Genomic DNA, 18,645 nt, shown 5'->3' with positions numbered 1-18,645 from the left:
ATCTTCAACCTCCCAAAGTTTGTCTGTCCCCTTATTCTACCATGAACCGTCTCGGCACCCCCCGGTTAACCCATCACCACCCGCAACCTTGTAAGCGATTTTCTGAATCATGGGATAGGCTTCAGCCTGCCAACGGTGGGCACTTTTTGTCCCGCAGCAAGTGCGATTGTGAAGTTTTCACTGAGCGTTTACAAGGACAATTTGCAGGACTATTATTGTAATTGGATTAGATGTAAAAACTCATTCGCAAGCAAAGGAAGATGACTATGGCGCAAGCAACTATGGAAAAACAGGAAGTATCCGACGTAGAAGCAAGCATCAACGACCTTGTGGCAACTGCCCAGGCCGCATTTAACGAGTATCAGCATTTTAGTCAAGAGCAAGTCGACGCGATTTGTGAGGCAATGGTTCAGGCCGCTGCCGCTCACGCCAAGGAACTGGGCGAACTCGCATACCGGGAAACCGGCCGTGGCAAGTCCGAAGACAAGGCCATCAAGAACATTTACGCTGCTCAGTATATCTGGAAGGCCATCAAGGATGACAAGACCGTTGGCGTCATCGCCGACGACCCCGTCAAGAAGGTAACCGAAATTGCCGAACCCCTTGGTGTTATTGCGGGGGTCACGCCCGTGACCAACCCCACCTCGACCGTAATCTTCAAGATCCTGCTGGCACTTAAGACGCGCAACGCCATCATCTTCAGTTTGCACCCACAAGCCCTCGAATGTGGGATCGCCACTGCCCGGTTGATGGCTAACGCTGCTGAAGCTGCCGGCGCACCTAAGGGTCTGATTGGTTGGATCTCCAAGCCAAGTATCGAGGCTTCCAACGCCCTGATGAACCACCCTGGTGTGGCCATTGTGCTCGCTACTGGTGGTCCCGGTATGGTCAAGGCCGCTTACTCTACGGGTAAGCCCGCTTTGGGTGTGGGCCCTGGTAACGCTCCGGTTTACATTGAAAAGACTGCCGACGTGAAGGCCGCTGTTGCGGACATCATGATGAGTAAGACGTTTGACAACGGGATGATTTGTGCCAGTGAAAACAGTTTGGTCGTTGACCGCGACATTCTGGATGAGGTCAAAGCCGAGTTCGAAAAGCAGCACGCCTACTTCGTTCCGGATAACGAAGTCGACAAGCTGGCGGATGCCGTGATCGACCCGCAGCGCCACACGGTTCGTGGCCCTGTTGCTGGTCAGTCCGCTGAAAAAATTGCGGAAATGGCTGGCATCAAGGTACCTGCTGGTACCCAGTTACTGATTGGCAAGCTTGATGGTATCGGTGTAAACTACCCGCTGTCTGGCGAAAAGCTGTCACCAGTGCTGTCCATGTACATCGCTAACACGCAGAGTGCAGCCTTCCAGCTGTGCCTGGGCATTCTCAACTACGGTGGTCTTGGCCACACGGCGGTACTGCACACCACTGATGAAGACGTAATTAGCCGCTTTGGCGATCAGATGCCTTCCTGCCGCATCCTGATCAACACCCCAGGTTCACTTGGGGGTATCGGTGGGTTGTTCAACGGCCTCACCCCATCATTGACTTTGGGCACTGGGACGTACGGGAAGAACTCCATTTCCCACAACCTCTCCACGCACGACCTGTTGAACATCAAGTACGTTTCACGGGCAACCCGCCATCCAATCGAATTCATCAACGAACTACGCACTGTAATTCGCGACAAAGACTAGCTGATTAGGCGGAACAAAAGCAAGGCGCCGACGAAAAATCGTCGACGCCTTTTTGTATATTGTGCAAAGGACACAACCTATGGGGCACAGTCGCTATTGGTCGCAGTTTATTTTTTACCGTCGCCACCGGAGCCACCCATTTGGGATCCATACCATCACAATGGCCAAGGCAATGAGGAGCCCATTGACCACCTGGCCCCACTGACACCAAGTGACCAAAACCAGCAAAGCACCAATCACACCGCCCTTAATGAGTAAGGGACCCAAGTCGGTCATGTGCTGCCTCCATCCCCACCTTAAGCAAAGTGTGGCAGATCCGCTAACGTGTCATCGAAATATAGGCGGTCGTGATAAACGACGGTGGGCAAACTGGTCACACCATTAGCCGCCACCTCAGCTGCCACCGTGGCCGCGACTTGGTCCGCATTGGCCTGTCGCTGCACGTGGTACGTGCTGGTCAAGTAGTCCGCAACGGACGGAGCCGCCTTCAACTCATCCTGGTGCGTGAACACCGCCCGCACCAAGCGCAAAGCCGCTTGAGGATCAGCATAATCAATGTAGCCGTTGGCAATGTTCCCCGCGCGCAATGGCTCCTTCTGCTTATTCCAAAACTTGAGGTGTACCTGCAACTTACCCGCGGCCACGGCCGCTTCCAGGTCCTCGTGCACCTGGGCCAACCAGTTACGCGTATCACCACAACCGAGATTAATAATTGCGATGATGGATTCCGGCGCCGTCGCGGCACCGTACGTTAACGTGGTGTCATTATCCAAACTAAACTTTGTCATGAATTCAACCTACCTTTGCTCATAATATCGTTGCCCGCATTATACACCCAGAACGTACCGCCGGATGGCGCGTGCCACCCCGTTGTGATCGTTATCGCTAGTCACAAAGGTGGCAGCGCTCGCCGCGCATTGCCCATCGCCACCGGGACGCCCACGCTGGCCAACATGGGTAAATCGTTCATTCCGTCCCCAATGGCCATCGTTTCTTCAGCCGCAATTCCGAGGTATGCGCCGAGGTCGGTCAATGCCGTGCCCTTGTTGGCAGTTTGGCTCATAATTTCAATGAAGTACGGTCGCGTCCGCACGATGTAGTAGTGCGCCCCTAGCTGGTTGATGCATTGCATTTGGACCGCGCTGATATCGGCCGGATTACCCGCCAACACAATTTTGGCCGCGTGAAAATCAGGGCTAATATCCGCCAGCGACACGTGGTGAATGCCAGCGTGATTCGCCGCTGCCTGCCGTACCGTGTACGGGTTAATGTAACTATCGGTGACGTAGTTATGCCCTTGCTCATCTAGAAAGTGAAAGTGCATGTGGTGGGCGACGCTAAACTCCGCCACCGTGGCAATATCATCCCGGCGCATGGTGTGCCCTTTAAGTACCCGTCCCGTCAGCGTTTGCAATAACGCCCCATTATAAGTGATGGCATACTGGGTATCACCATGCAAATTTAGTTCACGCAAATATGACCGGATGCCAAACAATGGGCGACTAGTGGTGAGCACCACCTTCACACCGCGACTAGTAGCCTGTTGTAAAACAACGGCCGTGGTGTCAGTCATCTGTCCCTGTGAATTGAGCAGCGTATCATTGATATCAACTGCAACCATTTTTATCGTCATGACACCCTCCTCCCTGGTAGCACCTCACGGTCAACGCCGCCGGTACCACCAGTAACATATCAAAAGTCTATCCTTCGATTATAACGTAAATTATCGGTAAGCGGTGCCATGACCGGTATTACTTGCACCACGAACAAAAAATCAGACCCAATTATGTGGACTTTTCGGAGGAAGCGCGATATACCGATAATGCCGAAAACGTCATGCACACCTTTGGTGATAACGTCATGCGGGTAGAACACCTCGGCGGCACACGACGGGGTCGCGTTGGCCCGAGCCATTCGCAAAGTCATTACCGCGACCAACACCAAAGCAATGGCACGAAACCACCAGTCAGCATAAGGACTGGCAAGACGTACCTCACCGCAGCGAGCAAGCTTCCCCATTACAGCCCCGAATAACAGGAGCAAAAAGCACAAGCCCACAATCGAGCTTGTGCTTTGTTTACGCATCTAACTACACTCCTACTTAACGGGCCGCATCCGGGTCGCGCGGTACTGGCCGGTTAAGCCGTCAAAACTGAACGCCTCGTTGGTCAGGTCAAATTCCACACGCTGTTTTTCGGTCAGTTGGAAGCGACTAATATCGGTACCCTCAATGGCGTGGTACGGCAAAAAAACAACTTTGCCATCATCCGCATCAATGATGCCACGGCCCACTCCGGCATCATACCAACGTACCTTACCTAACTGCACCGCACCTGCCTCCTCACGTGTAACGTATTGCCACCCAATTCTACACTCTTGGGTACCGTCCTCACCGTTAATTTTACTACTTCACCCCAGCAACGACACGTCGCCGATAACTTAAATATAACATCAACCAGTGGGCTGTTAAAATGCCCACCACCAAAAAAGCATTTCTAGGCAACAGATTCACCGTCGCCCAGAAACGCTATTTCTTTATGATACCTAAATGTCGTACTTGAACCTACTCCACTTGTGCTGACGAACGCCGCCCCCGCACAATCTTTTTACGGAGTTCCTCAATGAAGAACACCGGTAGTGGGATGCAGGCGAGGAAGACCCACTCCTGCCAGTGCAACGGCCCGGTCTGGAACACGTCCTGCAAAATTGGTGCGTGCATCAAGGCAATCAGGATGAGGAATTCGACCACGATCCCGACGTTGATCTTGAAGTTCTTCCAGATGCCAATACTGAAGACCGACGCGTTGCGCGTCCGGCAGTTCATTACGTTGGCCATCTGTACAAAGATGACACAGGCCAACGTCATCGTCGTCGCCGTGATATAACCACGGGTACCGTCGGCCGCCAGGGCCACACTTGGCCAACCAGCCAGGTAGTTGACGAAGAAGTAGCCACAGGTGGAAACCAGGGCCCCAATCATTCCGTACCAGGCAAAGGCGCGCCACAACACGTTCTTCGTCAGCAAGTGTGACGTCTGTGAACGTGGCGGTTCCTTCATGGCTCCGGGTTCAGCCCGTTCAGCCCCCAGGCCCAATGCCGGAAGCATATCGGTCCCCAGGTCGATGGTCAGAATCTGCATAACGGTTAATGGTAATGGAATCAACCCACGGCTGAGCAGGAACAGCACGGACGGAATGGCTTCACCCACATTTGAGTTCAGGATGTAGGTCAAGAACTTCTGGATGTTGCTGTAGACGGTCCGGCCTTCCTCAATGGCAGCGACGATGGACGCAAAGTTATCGTCCGTCAGCACCATGTCAGCGGCATCTTTAGCCACGTCGGTCCCGGTAACCCCCATGGCCACACCAATGTTAGCCTTCTTGAGGGCTGGGGCGTCGTTGACCCCGTCACCAGTAGACGCAACGATTTCACCCATTTCTTGCAGGGTGGAAACGATCTTGTACTTCTGTTCTGGTGCAACGCGGGCAAAGATGAGTTCGTCCTTGAAGGCCGCCTTCAAATCGTCTTTGCTCATCGCAGCCAGCTCGCTACCAGTAATGACCCGGGCCTGGTTGCTAGAGACAATGCCAATTTGCGCCGCCACGTTGCGTGCCACCACCGGACTGTCACCAGTAACCATGATGATCCGAATCGACGCGTCGTGGCATTCCTTGACCGCCTGGAAAATCTCCGGACGGGCTGGGTCGGCCATGGCTGCCTGCCCCACGAGCGTGAGGTTTGTTTCACAGTTGTCGATCGTCAGGTCGTCCAGGTTGGCCGGCACCTGGTCCGCCGGAATATCCCGGTAGGCTACAGCCAGTGTCCGCAACCCAGATTCGGCATATTCCTGTTCCGCCTTCATGGCTGCCTTTTTATCAGCATCCGTGATGGGCCGGATGGTCTCGCCTTTGTCCAAGACGGTAGCACACTGGGTCAACATGTCGCCCAGTGATCCCTTGACGTTGATCCGCAAACTGCCATCAGGAAGTTTGTTGATCGTTGACATCCGCTTACGGACGGAATCAAAGGTCAGTTCCTTCACGCGCGGCATCTGCTTGTTGAGATCATCTGCGTCTATGCCGCCCTTTTCGGCCATGATGATCATGGCAGCTTCGGTTGGCGTCCCTAATAGTTTCGGGGCACCCTGGGGATCATCCCCCGGCTGGACGCGGGTATCGTTATCAATGGCGGAAATTTCAAGTAATGTTTTCAGTTCTGGTTCGTCCTTGAGGTGGACGTGGTGTCCCCGCCGCAGGATCTTCCCGTTGGCGACGTAGCCAGTCCCCTTCACGCCGTATTCACGGAACGGTAGCCAGATGTGGTTGACCGTCATTTGGTTCTGAGTTAAGGTCCCGGTCTTATCGGAACAAATGACCGTCGTCTCACCCAGAGTTTCTACGGAGTTCAGGTCCTTGACCAGGGCGTGCTTCTTGGCCATGCGCTGCACCCCTTGGGCCAGGGACAACGTCACGGTTGGCAATAACCCTTCAGGAATGAACGCCACGATCATCCCCAAGGCAAAGATAAAGGATTTGGCCACTGGGTATTTAACCACAAAGATAGCCAGGATGAAAAAGAGGATCCCAATACCAATGGCGATCATCGACAACTGCCGGGTCAGCCGGTTGAGTTCCAGCGTCAGCGGGCTGTCCTGGTGGGACTGTTGCTGCGTCAGCTGGGCAATCTTCCCAAATTCGGTCGTCATCCCCGTTGCCAGCGCCACAGCCGTCCCGGTCCCGGCACCAACATTGGTACCTTCATAGATCAGGTTGGCTTCGGCAAACTGACCTTCACCCGGATCGTAATCCACGCTCTTGCTTTCGGGAACAGATTCCCCCGTGAGCGCGGACTGGTCGACCTGCATCGAACTAGCCTGAATCAGCATGGCGTCCGCCGGCACGGCGTCACCAGCCTGCAGGTCAAAGACATCGCCGGGTACCAACTCAGTAGTTTCGATCTGTTTGAGTTGCCCATCCCGATGCACATTTACATAGGTGGGTAACATCTTCATCAACGAATCGGTCGCCTTTTGGGCGGCGTGTTCCTGCCAGAAGCTGAACACCCCGTTAATGATATTGACTGCCCAAATGGCAATCCCCAGTTCCAACATTCCGGCTACTACGGCGATAATACCGCCGACCCAGAGTAGCCAGGCCATCAGGCTCGTAAAGTTCTTCAAGAAGGCTTTTAGCTGAGATTGCTTTTTGCTCTTCTGAATTTCGTTTGGCCCGTACTGACGGAGTCGCTTAGCAGCTTCATCACTGGCGAGACCTGCAGCGCTGGTACCAAAGTCGTGATAGACCGTCGCCACTGGTTCCTTGGCGTAGTCCTGCGGCGTCTTCTTGGCGTCACGCTGAACTTGTTCACTCATCTGCTTGTCACCTCATCTAAAAGTGGTGTTGCGTTGCCACAACACAAATTCTTGGCCAGAGCCAAGTAAAGCGGTTCATTTGCCGCTAGGTTGGACCATACAGCGGTATAACACAACATGACCATAAACTGCAACCAGCGGTGTGATATTGTCCCACCGCTGGCATTCCCTTTTGGTCACGTAAAGTAATTTTAACACCATCACCAGTCCGTGCGCACAATATCGGCACAGAAAGTCACTGGAGAGCAACTACTTGGCTGGTCCACCCGTAATGGGGTGCGTGGCCATACTGTTGTAAATGGTACGCTTGAGCACTGCTAAGTCGCGGGCCGTGTCGGTAGGACCAAGCTGACCGAGCAGGTGTCCTTGCAAGAAGTAAATGAACAATGGTCCCGCGATGGCCCGGATGACATCGCCAACCGTCATTTCTGGGCGAATTTGGCCCACCTGCTGCAAATGCTTGAACGTGCCCACCGCCTTGTTCACGGCGGCATTGCCATTATCTGGCTGTAACCACTTGGTGAAACCTTCTTCACGCAAGTGCCGGTTCGTTAGTAGTTGTGAGAAAAGAATCACGAAAGCGTCGGCGTTGACCTGCAAAAAATGCAACCGATCCGTGACCACATAATCCAGCAACGTCTGTAAATCATCCGTTGTTGGTAAATGGTCCACAAAGCTGCTTTGGTACGCCCCAAACATATTCGTAATAATTGGGGTAACGATGGCCGTCAATAGGTCACGTTTGGTTTTGAAATACTTGAAAATCGTGGCCTGACTAATGCCTGCCGCATCCGCAATTTGCTGCGTGCTGGCGCCATCGTAACCGTTAGCCGCGAATACCGCCAATCCCGCTAGGAGCGCCTTGCGCTTCCCCGGCGGCATGGGTTGCGCTGCCACCCACTCACGGTAGTCCATAAACACATTATTCGTTGACTCCGTCATGTTTGTACCCCCAAATTGGTTGATCAATTCGTATTAACTGGATGTGCACATCACCCTCTAGTCAGTTTACCACCGGGCGGCCAATTCCAGTTTTGTCGTCTTTAAACTTTGCGGTAGCGTTTCAAACCGACCACGTTTAACGCGGCGAGTACGACGGCAAAGGCCAGTAATACCACTAGGTCGACCCAGATCTTGCTCAAACCGTCACCATTAAAAATAATGGCATTTTGTGCGTCGGCCGCGTAGCGTATCGGAAAAATGTAGCTGAAGTAGTCCAACCACTTGGGTAGCGCGTCCAACGGAATCAACCCCGACAGGAAGATCTGCGGCACCAGCACGATGGGCAGAAATTGCATCATTTGGAATTCGGATGCCGCCAAAGTGGACAGGAAAATGCCAGCTGTCACCGCCACAAACGCAACCAGCACGTTGACGAGTATCACATTGGCTAGGTTGCCGACAACCTCAACGTTGAGCAACCACACCGTCGAAATGACGATGACAACTGTCTGTAATAAGGCCAGAATCCCGTAGGTGCCCAAATAGCCCAGGACAATTTCGCTACGCCGCACCGGGGTGGCCAACACACGATCCAGTGTCCCCGTTGACCGTTCCTTAAGCAACGCCATACCTGAAACCAAGAAGACAAACAGGAACACGAAGAACGCCATCATGATTGGCATGATCTTGTCAAAGTAACTGGTATTACTATCCCCGTACACATAGTGGTTGTGTACCTTAACGGCCTTGGTCGTCTGTTTAGTCTTACCAGCAGTTGTGGTTGGCGTGGTACTAGTGGCACCCTGAGCAGCCACCTGTGCTTGCATCTTCGCCTGCAACGTGGCATTCGCCATAGCCAACTTAGTCACTTTGGCGCTTAACTCCTTCAGCGTAGTAGACGTCATGCTACTTTGGAAGGCCAGCTTGGTCATGCTGGTCTTGGTCGAATCAGTGTTGGCGTATGTGACGTCAAACCGACTGTCGTGCTCCTTGACGATGGCATCCACTTTACCCGACTTCAAGGCAGCCTTTGCGGACCGGTTCGTCGTGTACTTGTGGGCACTAACGTGTTTTACGTCATTCAGTTGGGTCCGCAGGCTGCTTTGCACGCCCACCGTAGCCACATCCACGTGCGTCGTGGAGTTCACTGAGAAAACCACGCTCATCAACCACATTACCAGGACCGGGGCAACAAAGACTAACGCGAGGGTCCGCGGATCCCGCAGCAATTCCTTGGCAATTCGCCGCATTAATTTAATTACTCGTCGCATTATAGTTCGCCCTCCGCCTTCAAAAATACCTCTTCAACCGTGTCCACTTGATAATCAGCTTCCAATTTATTCGGGGCGTCAAACGCCATAACTTTGCCGCCTAGCAATAGCGCCACCCGGTCACACTTCTCCGCCTCGTCCATAACGTGGGTCGTGATGAGCACGCTGCTACCAGCCGCCACGGCGCGCCGCAATTCGTCCCAGATGCGTAACCGCAAGGCGGGGTCAATGCCGACAGTCGGCTCATCAAGCACCAATAACCGTGGTGAATGGAGTAAGGCAATCGCCAATGACAACCGCCGCATCATCCCACCAGAGTAACCAGATACCCGTTTGTCCAGATCACCAGTGAGGTCAACTACCTGGGCCACCCGGTCGATCTCGGCAGTCAGCGTATCCTGGGGTAGACTCTTCATCACCGCAAAAAACTGGAGGTTTTCACGGCCCGTAAGTGTGGTGTATAACGCATCGGATTGCGCCATATAGCCAATTTGCCCCAGTAGCGCGCGGTTAGGCATGGTTGCGCCGTAAACCTGCGCACTCCCGCTATCAGCGATTTCCATCCCCAGTGTCGTTTTGATGACCGTGGACTTGCCCGCACCTGAGGGACCAATGAGGCCCAAAATCTCCCCAGGTTGTAAGTCCAGGTTCACGCCGTTGAGCACCGTTTGTTGGCCAAACTTCTTGGTCAGTCCTGACAATTTAATGACGCCTACCATACGTGTATCCTCCTCGTCTTGTCGGTGAGTGAGTGCTCACTAACCTATCGGTGCAAAGACTACACCCAACCATGGTGAGGGTCAAGGAAAATCACAAAAAAAGGCGCTGTCTGCAACCAGACAACGCCCGCAAATCATTTATTTAGTATTATGCACATGCCGCCGTACACGGGTGAAAGCCCACGCAATCGCCGCCGCCACGCACGCCACGATCACGACCACCAAAACGTCCGGCCACTGCCCACTTGTAACCAGGTCACCACCAAACGCGTACACAAAGGCCACGGTGCTGGTGCCCAGGACGCACGCCGCAACGTAACGTCGCCGGGTAATGGTCACCCGGTTAGCCGCCACGTTAACAAACATCGTGGGAATCATGGGCACCGCATAGCCGATCGCCAGCACAATTTCGGGCCGTCGAGCATTGACGAGTAAGCGGTACAGCCACGTATCCGGCGGTTGCCGCTTCCGACCGACCTGACCAAACAAGTAGGTCTGTAGCATGTTGCCACAGGTCATCCCCACGGCGTCCACCATGAACCCCCGCCAATGGCCAAAACAAACACCACCAAAGAATGCCAGCACCGAAATGGGTACTCCCGGGATGTTCGCCATAATGACCAATAAGGCGGTAAAAATCAGGAGGTCAACGGGACCTAACGTCCGCATGGCCAGCAACCAGGCTTTGTAGTGGCGCGCCGACCGCCAGAGGGCATTCAACTGGTCCCAGTAACGGTAACCAAGAATGGCCACTAGCACGAGTGCGACGATGATGGTGACGACACGCCCACGCCGGCTTGACCAATCCGTTCGTAACCACCGCACACCATCGCCTCCCAGCATCTAGGTGAGTTACCACTCACCTTTTCTCGACCCAATGATAATAATGCAGTCGCCCGTTGGTGTCAATTGGGACAACTGCGTTTCAGCCAGTGCTCGTGCCCCAGCAAATAGCGCCCTCACGCGTTGGTCGCCAACTCCGGCATCTGGTCCCGGTACAACTGGGCGTAAAAGCCGTTCGCTGCCATCAATTCCGCATGGGTGCCACGTTCAATAATAGTGCCATGGCGCAACACGTCAATCTCATCCGCATGCACGATGGTCCGCAACCGGTGAGCAATCAGAAAGCTGGTACGCCCACGCGTGACGGCATTCATCGCTGCCTGCAGCTGCGCCTCGGTGACGGTATCCACGTTGCTGGTGGCCTCGTCCATGATCAATACCGGCGGGTCGGTCAAAATCGTCCGCGCGATACTCAGCAGTTGTTTTTGTCCGGCAGAGAAGACGGACTGTTCATCCGTAATTAGCGTATCGTAGCCATCGGGCAACGTCATGATGTAATCGTGGATGCGGGCCTGCTGGGCGGCGTTGATCACAGCCGCATCCCCAGCATCAGGATCACCAAAACGAATGTTATCCCGGATGGTGCCCGAAAACAACTGCGGATCCTGTAGCACGATGCCGACGTTGTTCCGCAGGCTGGTAAGTTCGAGTGCGCGAATGTCGGTGCCATCAATGGTAATGCTCCCGGTATCGACATCGTAAAAACGGTTGAGCAGGTTCATTACGGTGGTCTTCCCCGAACCGGTCGGCCCCACCAGCGCCACCATGTGCCCGCGTGGCGCATCAATATTGATGCCGTGCAAGATCTCGACACCTGGCAGGTAGCCAAAGTGGACGTCGGTCAACTTAACGCCGTGGTGCACCCCGTCAATCACTTTGCCATCGGTGGACCGGACCTCATCGGGCTGCGCAAAGACTTCGCTCACGCGCCGAGCACCAGTGACGGCCTGCTGGATGATGTTATACACGCTGGTCAACTGAATGATTGGCTGATAATACTGCTGAGCATACTGGACAAAGACGGCCACCACGGCCAGCCCGGTCCCCAGCGCCATGTTGCCCTGCAGTACGTACCAACTACCAAAGAAGATAACGATGGCCGTATTCAGGAGCATCAGCCCCGACATGACCGGCATCAGCATCCCAGCCCAAATTTGCCCGCGCTGGGCCGCTTGCAGCACCGTCGCGTTGCGGCTGGTAAAGCCGGCAATTGACGGTTGTTGCAAACCGTTGGTGATAATGACCTTCTGACCGGTAATTTGTTCATTAATGTAGCCGTTCAGCGCCCCAACGGCACGCTGTTGCTCGTTGACCGCCCGGCTGGCGTGTGTGATGACGAACCAGCACACCAAAACCGCCAGTGGCGTAGTAATGATCGTCACGACGCCCATCATGACGTTACTAGAAAACATCATGATCAGGACCCCTATCAGGGAACCAAACCAATAGAAACTGTTGACAAACACTTGGTTCATGGCATTAAAAATGTTATCGAGATCGCTGGTAAACCGGGCCAGTAAGTCCCCGTCCTCAGTCCGGTCAAAATAGCTGACCCCAATTCGCTGCATTTTGGCGAATAGTTCGCTCCGCATACGGGAGGTTGATACACCGGCGACCCAGCCCAAAATGGCTGAGGTGGCGCAATCCGCAAATCCTGCCACCACGTTAATGGTAATCATCGTCGCTGCCGTCCGGATAAAGGGTGCCATAACGACGGTTTGATGAGCGCGAAACTCAGCCAGTACGGTGGTCAGTTGCGTCACCGCGTGACCCAGTAAAATGGGGGTGTATACCGCTGCGCCGCAGTAAATGGCCACAGTCAGCACACTGATGATCAATTGCCACGGGTACGGCTTGAGGTAGTGGCCAAAGTAATGACGTGCAATTTGAAAATCACTTTGCATTTAGCCCACCTCCTCAGTGTTACGCTGCGAATCCAGAATAGTTTGGTAGACCCGGTTTGTCGCCGCCAGCTCGGCATGCGTCCCGTTGCCGACCACGCGACCGTGATCCATGACCAAAATACGGTCGGCGTGCATCACGGACGAAATCTTTTCCGCAATAATAACCGTCGTCATGTGGCCGAGGTCCCGCGCCAATGCTTCTTGCACCCGCTTTTCACTACGCGCATCCAACGCACTGGTCGCGTCGTCGAGCACCAGTACGGCTGGCTGCCCAATTAGACCGCGGGTAATGCTCAACCGTTGCTTCTGCCCACCAGAAAAGTTTGCCGCCCGCTCGTCCACGGGCGCGTCGAAACGCTCAGGTAGCTGGTCGATGAACTCGGCTGCTTGGGCAATCTTGGCCGCCCACTCCATGTCGGCTACCGTGGCGTCCGGCCGAACTTGCCGCAAATTGCTGGCAATCGTACCCGAAAACAGCGTCGACCGCTGCAGCACCACCGCCACGGCTTTGCGGATACTCCGTGGGTTTAGTTCCCGTAGGTCGTGACCGCCCACTAAAATGGCACCGGTGTCGGGATCGAATAATCGCCCTAGTAATTGCGCCAGCGTGGACTTGCCACTCCCAGTCGCACCCACGATGCCGAGCATCTCACCTGGTTGGACTTTGAAGCTGATATTTTTGAGCACGGGTTCGTCGTCACCCGGATAGGTGAACGTGACGTTCCGCAACTCGATCCCGCCGTCGAGGTTCAACACGGGCGCCCGGTTAGGAAACAGCATCGACGGCGCGTGCCGTAGCACCTCACCAATCCGCCCAAGGGAAACAAAGGCCCGCGTCGCCCCGGTGGCGATAAACGCCGCGTTCATCAGGGCGTACAAAATCTGGAGCACGTACCCCACAAACGACGAAATAACGGCTAAGTATGCCGGATGACTGGTAATTTGGTTCCCAATGAGTAGCACAGCAACACCAACAACAACGTTGGCAATCATGAAGAACCCGGGAACCATCACGGCGAAGGCATACCCAATCTTGATGCTCAGCGTCTCCATCAAACCAGATGCGTGGTTAAACTTAGCCATCTGCGCGTTTTCCTGGTTAAAACTCTTCACGACGCGCACACCCATCATGTTTTCACGCGCGATGGTGTTCACTTCATCAATGTAGTGTTGAATTTTGCCAAAGTAGCCCCCCATTTTGACGGTCATAAAGGCCCCCAGAGCGCCAATCACCACAATCATGGCTAGGAGCAACCACCAGAGGTCAGGAATGGCCAGCAACGCTAGCGCGAGGGCGCCCGCAAAGGTGATGGGGACCCGCAAAACGATCTGGAGGATCGACATGACGAGCATCTGCACCTGGTTAATGTCGTTGGTCATGCGCACACCAAGGGATGACGCACTAAAGGCCTCAATATCGGCGTAGGCAAAGCGTTGAATGCGCTGATACAAGTCCGTACGCATATCTGCGGCAACCCGCACGGCGGTTTGGGCAGCCCAAACGGTATTGAAGATGCCAGCAACGATGCCTAGCAGTGCCACCAGCAGCAACTGTAACCCCAAAGTGAGTACGGTCGCCTGCTGGTTAGCGATGATGGCCGCCAACACCTTCTGCAATAGAAATGGCTGCCACAGAATGGCAGCGGCTTGCAAAATCGTGGTAATAACCGCCCCAGCGGCGGTACCGGCATGCCGGCGCAAGTATGGCCAAAGGACCCGCATAGCAACAACCTCCCCCAACGTAAAATGAGGCGGAGCTACATGGCCCCGCCATAATTTCACTAAAACCTTATCTTCATCTAATGTAGCATAATCGTCCCCGTTGCACCATGGGTGGTTACCTTTGGATCCAATTCGTGGGGGCGGTACGTCTCCCGCCCCAGATGTAATCCGCCACTTCCGCGACTGGGACGTACATCCCACCAACTACCAATGGGATGGCCAGCATCAGCGTGGTATACTTACCTGCGTAAACGTCAAGTGAAAGGGTTATTTTATGCAGATTGTCAACTGGATTATTCTAGCTATCGTGCTGTTGGACTGGGTTGCGGCGATCATCACCGTTTTCCACGCGCAGCGTAATATTGCCGCCACTTGGGCATGGCTCCTGGTGCTAGTCGTTATACCGGTGTTCGGCTTTATTCTGTACCTCTTTACGGGCCGCGGACTGGGCAACACCAAGCTTTTCCGCCTGCGCACAGCCGACCGGATTGGGCTCAAAGAAGTCATCGATACCCAGCGGGATAGCCTCCCCCGGTTAAAACGTACGGATACCGACGAAATTACACAGCACCGCGCCTCAACGGTCGAAATGTTCCGCCAGTTAGATAACGCCCCACTCATTCGGCGCAACGCCATCGAGATTATCACGGATGGTAACGATAAATTTGCGCGCATGTTTGCCGACATTAAGGCGGCACGCCACAGTATTCACATCGAATATTACACGTTCTACCCGGACAAAATTGGTACCCAGTTGCGTGACTTACTCGTCGAAAAGGCCCGTCAAGGCGTCGAAGTGCGGGTAGTCTACGATGCCTTTGGCTCCCACGGCACCACCCACCACTGGTTTAAGCCCCTCCACGACGCGGGCGGGAAAACCGTCCCCTTTGTCACTAGCCGTAATGCCATCGTGAGCTTCCGGTTAAACTACCATGATCACCGGAAAATCGTGGTCATCGACGGTAAAATTGGTTACACGGGCGGGTTTAACGTTGGTGACCAATACCTCGGGCGGGCCCCCAAGTTCGGTTACTGGCGTGATACCCATCTGCGAATTGTCGGCCATGGGGCACAGTTACTGCAAGTGCGGTTCATCATGGACTGGAACTCCTCCGTGGGCCAAGCCGACCACCTGCAGTATGACCTCCGCTACTTTCCCACCCCGGACAAAGAAATCTCTGGCACCACCAGCATGCAGCTGGTGACCAGTGGTCCCGATTCCAGTACCGAACAAATTAAGCTGGGTTACATCAAACTGATCAACGCGGCTCGCCGGCGGGTCTGGATTCAAAGTCCGTACCTCGTACCTGACGACGCCGTCATCACGGCGTTGCGGATGGCCGCGGCCGCCGGGATCGATGTGCGCATCATGATTCCGTGCATGCCCGACCACCCGTTCATCTACCGGGCGACACAGTACTACGCCAACTACCTGCACCAGTTTGGCGTCCACGTGTACATTTACAACAACGGTTTTCTGCACGCTAAGACCATGCTGGTGGATGACGACATGGCGAGCGTCGGGAGTGCCAACCAGGACTTCCGCTCCTACAGCCTTAATTTCGAAATCAATACGTTCATGTACGACCACAGCATTGTGCGGCAGTTGGCTGACATTTACCAAAGCGACATGGAAGACTGCACCGAACTGACCGACCGCATGATTGCAGCGCAAGGACGTTGGCTCCGGTTCAAGCAACTCTTCTCGCGCTTATTGTCACCCGTTCTATAACGCGAATAGCTCTACCATTACTAGCGGTCGGACTTGCCGTAAAGTCCGGCCGCTTTTTTGCGTTGGGCTCTTGTTGGCGCCACTTCAAATAACAAGTTGACATATTTTTAGCACTCTAGTTGACAGAGTGCTAAACAGGTGCGATAATACATTATGTAAACAAGAGGACGACGTTAGGCAACTTGTTTGCGGATGCCAGTTTAATAAGCAGCAGCAAGGTACCGCCCACGTCGGTGATACCTTTTTCCATGCCCTGAGTGGTGTACGCTCACTGCAACTCCTGTTTACTAAACCTAGCAAATACTCAACCCTCAAGGAGGAACGTAATATGGCACAGTTTTCAGACCCATTTTTTAACAACGATATGGATGATTTCTTCAACCAAGTAATGCGTCGCATGGGTAGTGACGGTTCTGCCCGTTACATCGTCAACGGCCACGAAATGACCCCCGACGAGTTCGCCCAGTACCGCGCCACCGGCAAGTTGCCCGTCCAGTCCGCCAACGAGATTCCCGTCCAGCAGACTGGCGAATCGGCAACCAAGAAGGGCGGCATTCTCGAAAAGCTTGGTCGAAACTTGACGGCGGAAGCCAAAGAAGGTCTGCTCGACCCGGTCATCGGGCGGGAACACGAAATTCAGGAGACCGCCGAAGTCCTGAGCCGGCGGACTAAGAACAACCCGATTCTCGTCGGTGATGCCGGTGTTGGTAAGACCGCGGTTGTTGAAGGCCTGGCCCAAGCAATTGTTGCAGGTAACGTCCCTGAGTCCGTGAAGGACAAGCAGATTTATTCGATTGACCTCTCGAGCCTCGAAGCCGGGACGCAATACCGGGGCTCCTTTGAACAGAACATTCAGGAATTAATTAAGGAAGTCAAAGCCGCAGGGAACGTTATCCTGTTCTTTGACGAAATCCACCAGGTTCTGGGCGCCGGCGCTACCGGCGGTGAAGAAAACGGCAGTAAGGGTATGGCCGACATCATTAAGCCCGCCCTTTCCCGTGGGGATATCACCGTGATTGGGGCCACGACCCAGGACGAATACCGTAACACCATCATGAAGGACGCGGCATTGGCACGGCGCTTCAACGACGTGACGATCAATGCCCCAAGTCCAGCCGACACCTTTAAGATTTTGCAGGGTGTCCGCAAGCTGTACGAACAGCATCACCACGTCCAGTTACCTGACGACGTACTGCACGCCGCTGTGGACTACTCCGTACAGTACATTCCACAGCGCTCCCTACCGGACAAGGCCATCGACCTGCTGGACATGACGGCGGCACACCTAGCCGCTAAGCATCCGGTCATGGACAAAGTCGCCCTGGAGGACCGCATCAAGTCCCTCAACGAACAGAAGGACGCCGCGGCCAAGAAGGAAGACTTCGAACAGGCCGCTAAGCTGAAGACCGAACTGGAACAGGCTCAGCAGCAGCTCGACCACGGCGATGCGGATACCAAGCAGGCTACGGCCACGCCAAATGACGTCGCCGCCGCCGTTGAACGGCTGACCGGGATTCCGGTCGCCCAGATGGGTGCATCCGACATTGAGCGGCTCAAAGGTATCGGTGACCGGCTCAAGGGTAAGGTCATCGGCCAAGACGAAGCCGTAGACATGGCAGCCCGTGCCATCCGGCGGAACCGTGCCGGCTTTGACGAGGGTAACCGGCCAATTGGTAGCTTCCTGTTCGTTGGTCCAACCGGTGTCGGTAAGACCGAACTGGCCAAGCAACTCGCCCGCGACCTCTTCGGCAATAAGGATGCCATCATCCGGCTAGACATGTCCGAGTACTCCGACCGGACCGCGGTTTCGAAGCTGATTGGGACCACTGCCGGTTACGTGGGCTACGGCGATAACGGCAACACCCTGACGGAAAAGGTTCGTCGGAACCCATACTCCATCGTCCTCTTCGATGAAATCGAAAAGGCCGACCCACAGGTATTGACGCTACTGTTGCAAGTCATGGATGACGGCCGTCTGACGGATGGTCAGGGCAACGTGGTCAACTTTAAGAACACGGTTATCATCGCGACTTCCAATGCCGGCTTTGGTGAAGAAGCCTTGACTGGCAAGCAGGACAAGGACTTGCCACTGATGAAGCGGCTAGCACCATACTTCCGTCCTGAATTTCTCAACCGGTTTAACGGCATCGTTGAGTTCAGCCACCTGACCAAGGATGACTTGAGCAAGATCGTGGACCTGATGTTGACAGACGTGAACACCACGTTGGCGAAGAAGCACATCACGTTGACGGTCAGTGACGACGCGAAGAACTGGCTGATTGAACAGGGCTATGACGAAGCCATGGGTGCACGGCCACTGCGCCGGGTCATCGAACGGAATATCCGCGATAAGGTCACGGACTTCTACCTCGACCACCTGGATGCTAAACAGCTGCAGGCCGACCTGGTTAACGGCCAAATCGTTATTAGCACCACAAAGTAATCGTCCACGG

14 protein-coding genes are annotated in these 18,645 nt (G+C 54.5%); 3 read left to right on the top strand and 11 right to left on the bottom strand.

The features are described from left to right. The first annotated feature begins 266 nt into the window (after positions 1-266). A complete protein-coding gene (locus FD19_RS08090) occupies positions 267-1,688 on the top strand; it encodes an aldehyde dehydrogenase family protein (RefSeq protein WP_056969685.1) in 1,422 nt (473 codons plus the stop codon). 296 nt (positions 1,689-1,984) lie between these two features. On the opposite strand, the gene FD19_RS08085 is transcribed toward FD19_RS08090, so the two are convergent. The 11 genes from FD19_RS08085 to FD19_RS08035 form a co-directional block, all read right to left on the bottom strand. Next, positions 1,985-2,476: a thioredoxin domain-containing protein gene (locus tag FD19_RS08085; protein WP_054750720.1), complete on the bottom strand. Its 492-nt coding sequence runs from the start codon at positions 2,474-2,476 to the stop codon at positions 1,985-1,987. A gap of 101 nt (positions 2,477-2,577) precedes the next feature. Then, a complete protein-coding gene (locus tag FD19_RS08080) occupies positions 2,578-3,321 on the bottom strand; it encodes a Cof-type HAD-IIB family hydrolase (RefSeq protein WP_056969683.1) in 744 nt (247 codons plus the stop codon). A gap of 59 nt (positions 3,322-3,380) precedes the next feature. After that, positions 3,381-3,773: a hypothetical protein gene (locus FD19_RS08075; protein ID WP_056969681.1), complete on the bottom strand. Its 393-nt coding sequence runs from the start codon at positions 3,771-3,773 to the stop codon at positions 3,381-3,383. 12 nt (positions 3,774-3,785) lie between these two features. Further along, a complete protein-coding gene (locus FD19_RS08070) occupies positions 3,786-4,016 on the bottom strand; it encodes a cold shock domain-containing protein (protein WP_056969679.1) in 231 nt (76 codons plus the stop codon). 235 nt (positions 4,017-4,251) lie between these two features. Continuing rightward, the gene (locus FD19_RS08065) at positions 4,252-7,059 is read right to left on the bottom strand and encodes a cation-translocating P-type ATPase (RefSeq protein WP_056969677.1); all 2,808 of its coding nucleotides are present in this window, start codon (positions 7,057-7,059) and stop codon (positions 4,252-4,254) included. Positions 7,060-7,308: 249 nt separating this feature from the next. Beyond that, on the bottom strand, positions 7,309-8,001 hold the full coding sequence (locus FD19_RS08060; protein WP_056969675.1) for a TetR/AcrR family transcriptional regulator: 693 nt from the start codon (positions 7,999-8,001) through the stop codon (positions 7,309-7,311). 101 nt (positions 8,002-8,102) lie between these two features. Then, the gene (locus FD19_RS08055) at positions 8,103-9,272 is read right to left on the bottom strand and encodes an ABC transporter permease (protein ID WP_056969672.1); all 1,170 of its coding nucleotides are present in this window, start codon (positions 9,270-9,272) and stop codon (positions 8,103-8,105) included. Further along, positions 9,272-9,991: an ABC transporter ATP-binding protein gene (locus FD19_RS08050; protein ID WP_054750714.1), complete on the bottom strand. Its 720-nt coding sequence runs from the start codon at positions 9,989-9,991 to the stop codon at positions 9,272-9,274. The genes FD19_RS08055 and FD19_RS08050 overlap by 1 nt, the downstream gene beginning before the upstream one ends. 138 nt (positions 9,992-10,129) lie before the next feature. Further along, on the bottom strand, positions 10,130-10,816 hold the full coding sequence (locus FD19_RS08045; protein WP_054750713.1) for a VTT domain-containing protein: 687 nt from the start codon (positions 10,814-10,816) through the stop codon (positions 10,130-10,132). A 134-nt stretch (positions 10,817-10,950) separates the two neighbouring features. Further along, the gene (locus FD19_RS08040) at positions 10,951-12,738 is read right to left on the bottom strand and encodes an ABC transporter ATP-binding protein (RefSeq protein ID WP_054750712.1); all 1,788 of its coding nucleotides are present in this window, start codon (positions 12,736-12,738) and stop codon (positions 10,951-10,953) included. After that, entirely contained in the window at positions 12,739-14,460 is a 1,722-nt protein-coding gene (locus tag FD19_RS08035; protein ID WP_056969670.1) for an ABC transporter ATP-binding protein, read from the bottom strand. A 274-nt stretch (positions 14,461-14,734) separates the two neighbouring features. Between FD19_RS08035 and cls the strand changes: the two genes are divergently transcribed. Together cls and FD19_RS08025 are read left to right on the top strand one after the other, a co-directional pair. Continuing rightward, positions 14,735-16,192 (top strand): cardiolipin synthase, encoded by a 1,458-nt coding sequence (gene cls / locus FD19_RS08030; protein WP_054750711.1) that lies wholly within the window; start codon positions 14,735-14,737, stop codon positions 16,190-16,192. A 328-nt stretch (positions 16,193-16,520) separates the two neighbouring features. Beyond that, positions 16,521-18,635 carry an AAA family ATPase gene (locus FD19_RS08025; protein WP_056969668.1) on the top strand — a complete coding sequence of 705 codons (2,115 nt, stop codon included), beginning with the start codon at positions 16,521-16,523 and terminating at the stop codon, positions 18,633-18,635. Positions 18,636-18,645: the final 10 nt, after the last annotated feature.

Origin of the sequence: Lacticaseibacillus thailandensis DSM 22698 = JCM 13996 (assembly GCF_001436135.1) — a bacterium.
GTDB lineage: Bacteria > Bacillota > Bacilli > Lactobacillales > Lactobacillaceae > Lacticaseibacillus > Lacticaseibacillus thailandensis.
Note: the sequence above shows the minus strand (reverse complement) of the source record. Positions and strands in the feature narration are given on the sequence as shown.

What these genes read in the sequence shown, in the direction of transcription:
- FD19_RS08090 (WP_056969685.1), top strand. Translation starts at nt 267, where the DNA reads ATGGCGCAAGCAACTATGGAAAAACAGGAAGTATCCGACGTAGAAGCA.
- FD19_RS08085 (WP_054750720.1), bottom strand. Translation starts at nt 2,476, where the DNA reads ATGACAAAGTTTAGTTTGGATAATGACACCACGTTAACGTACGGTGCC.
- FD19_RS08080 (WP_056969683.1), bottom strand. Translation starts at nt 3,321, where the DNA reads ATGACGATAAAAATGGTTGCAGTTGATATCAATGATACGCTGCTCAAT.
- FD19_RS08075 (WP_056969681.1), bottom strand. Translation starts at nt 3,773, where the DNA reads ATGCGTAAACAAAGCACAAGCTCGATTGTGGGCTTGTGCTTTTTGCTC.
- FD19_RS08065 (WP_056969677.1), bottom strand. Translation starts at nt 7,059, where the DNA reads ATGAGTGAACAAGTTCAGCGTGACGCCAAGAAGACGCCGCAGGACTAC.
- FD19_RS08060 (WP_056969675.1), bottom strand. Translation starts at nt 8,001, where the DNA reads ATGACGGAGTCAACGAATAATGTGTTTATGGACTACCGTGAGTGGGTG.
- FD19_RS08055 (WP_056969672.1), bottom strand. Translation starts at nt 9,272, where the DNA reads ATGCGACGAGTAATTAAATTAATGCGGCGAATTGCCAAGGAATTGCTG.
- FD19_RS08050 (WP_054750714.1), bottom strand. Translation starts at nt 9,991, where the DNA reads ATGGTAGGCGTCATTAAATTGTCAGGACTGACCAAGAAGTTTGGCCAA.
- FD19_RS08040 (WP_054750712.1), bottom strand. Translation starts at nt 12,738, where the DNA reads ATGCAAAGTGATTTTCAAATTGCACGTCATTACTTTGGCCACTACCTC.
- FD19_RS08035 (WP_056969670.1), bottom strand. Translation starts at nt 14,460, where the DNA reads ATGCGGGTCCTTTGGCCATACTTGCGCCGGCATGCCGGTACCGCCGCT.
- cls (WP_054750711.1), top strand. Translation starts at nt 14,735, where the DNA reads ATGCAGATTGTCAACTGGATTATTCTAGCTATCGTGCTGTTGGACTGG.
- FD19_RS08025 (WP_056969668.1), top strand. Translation starts at nt 16,521, where the DNA reads ATGGCACAGTTTTCAGACCCATTTTTTAACAACGATATGGATGATTTC.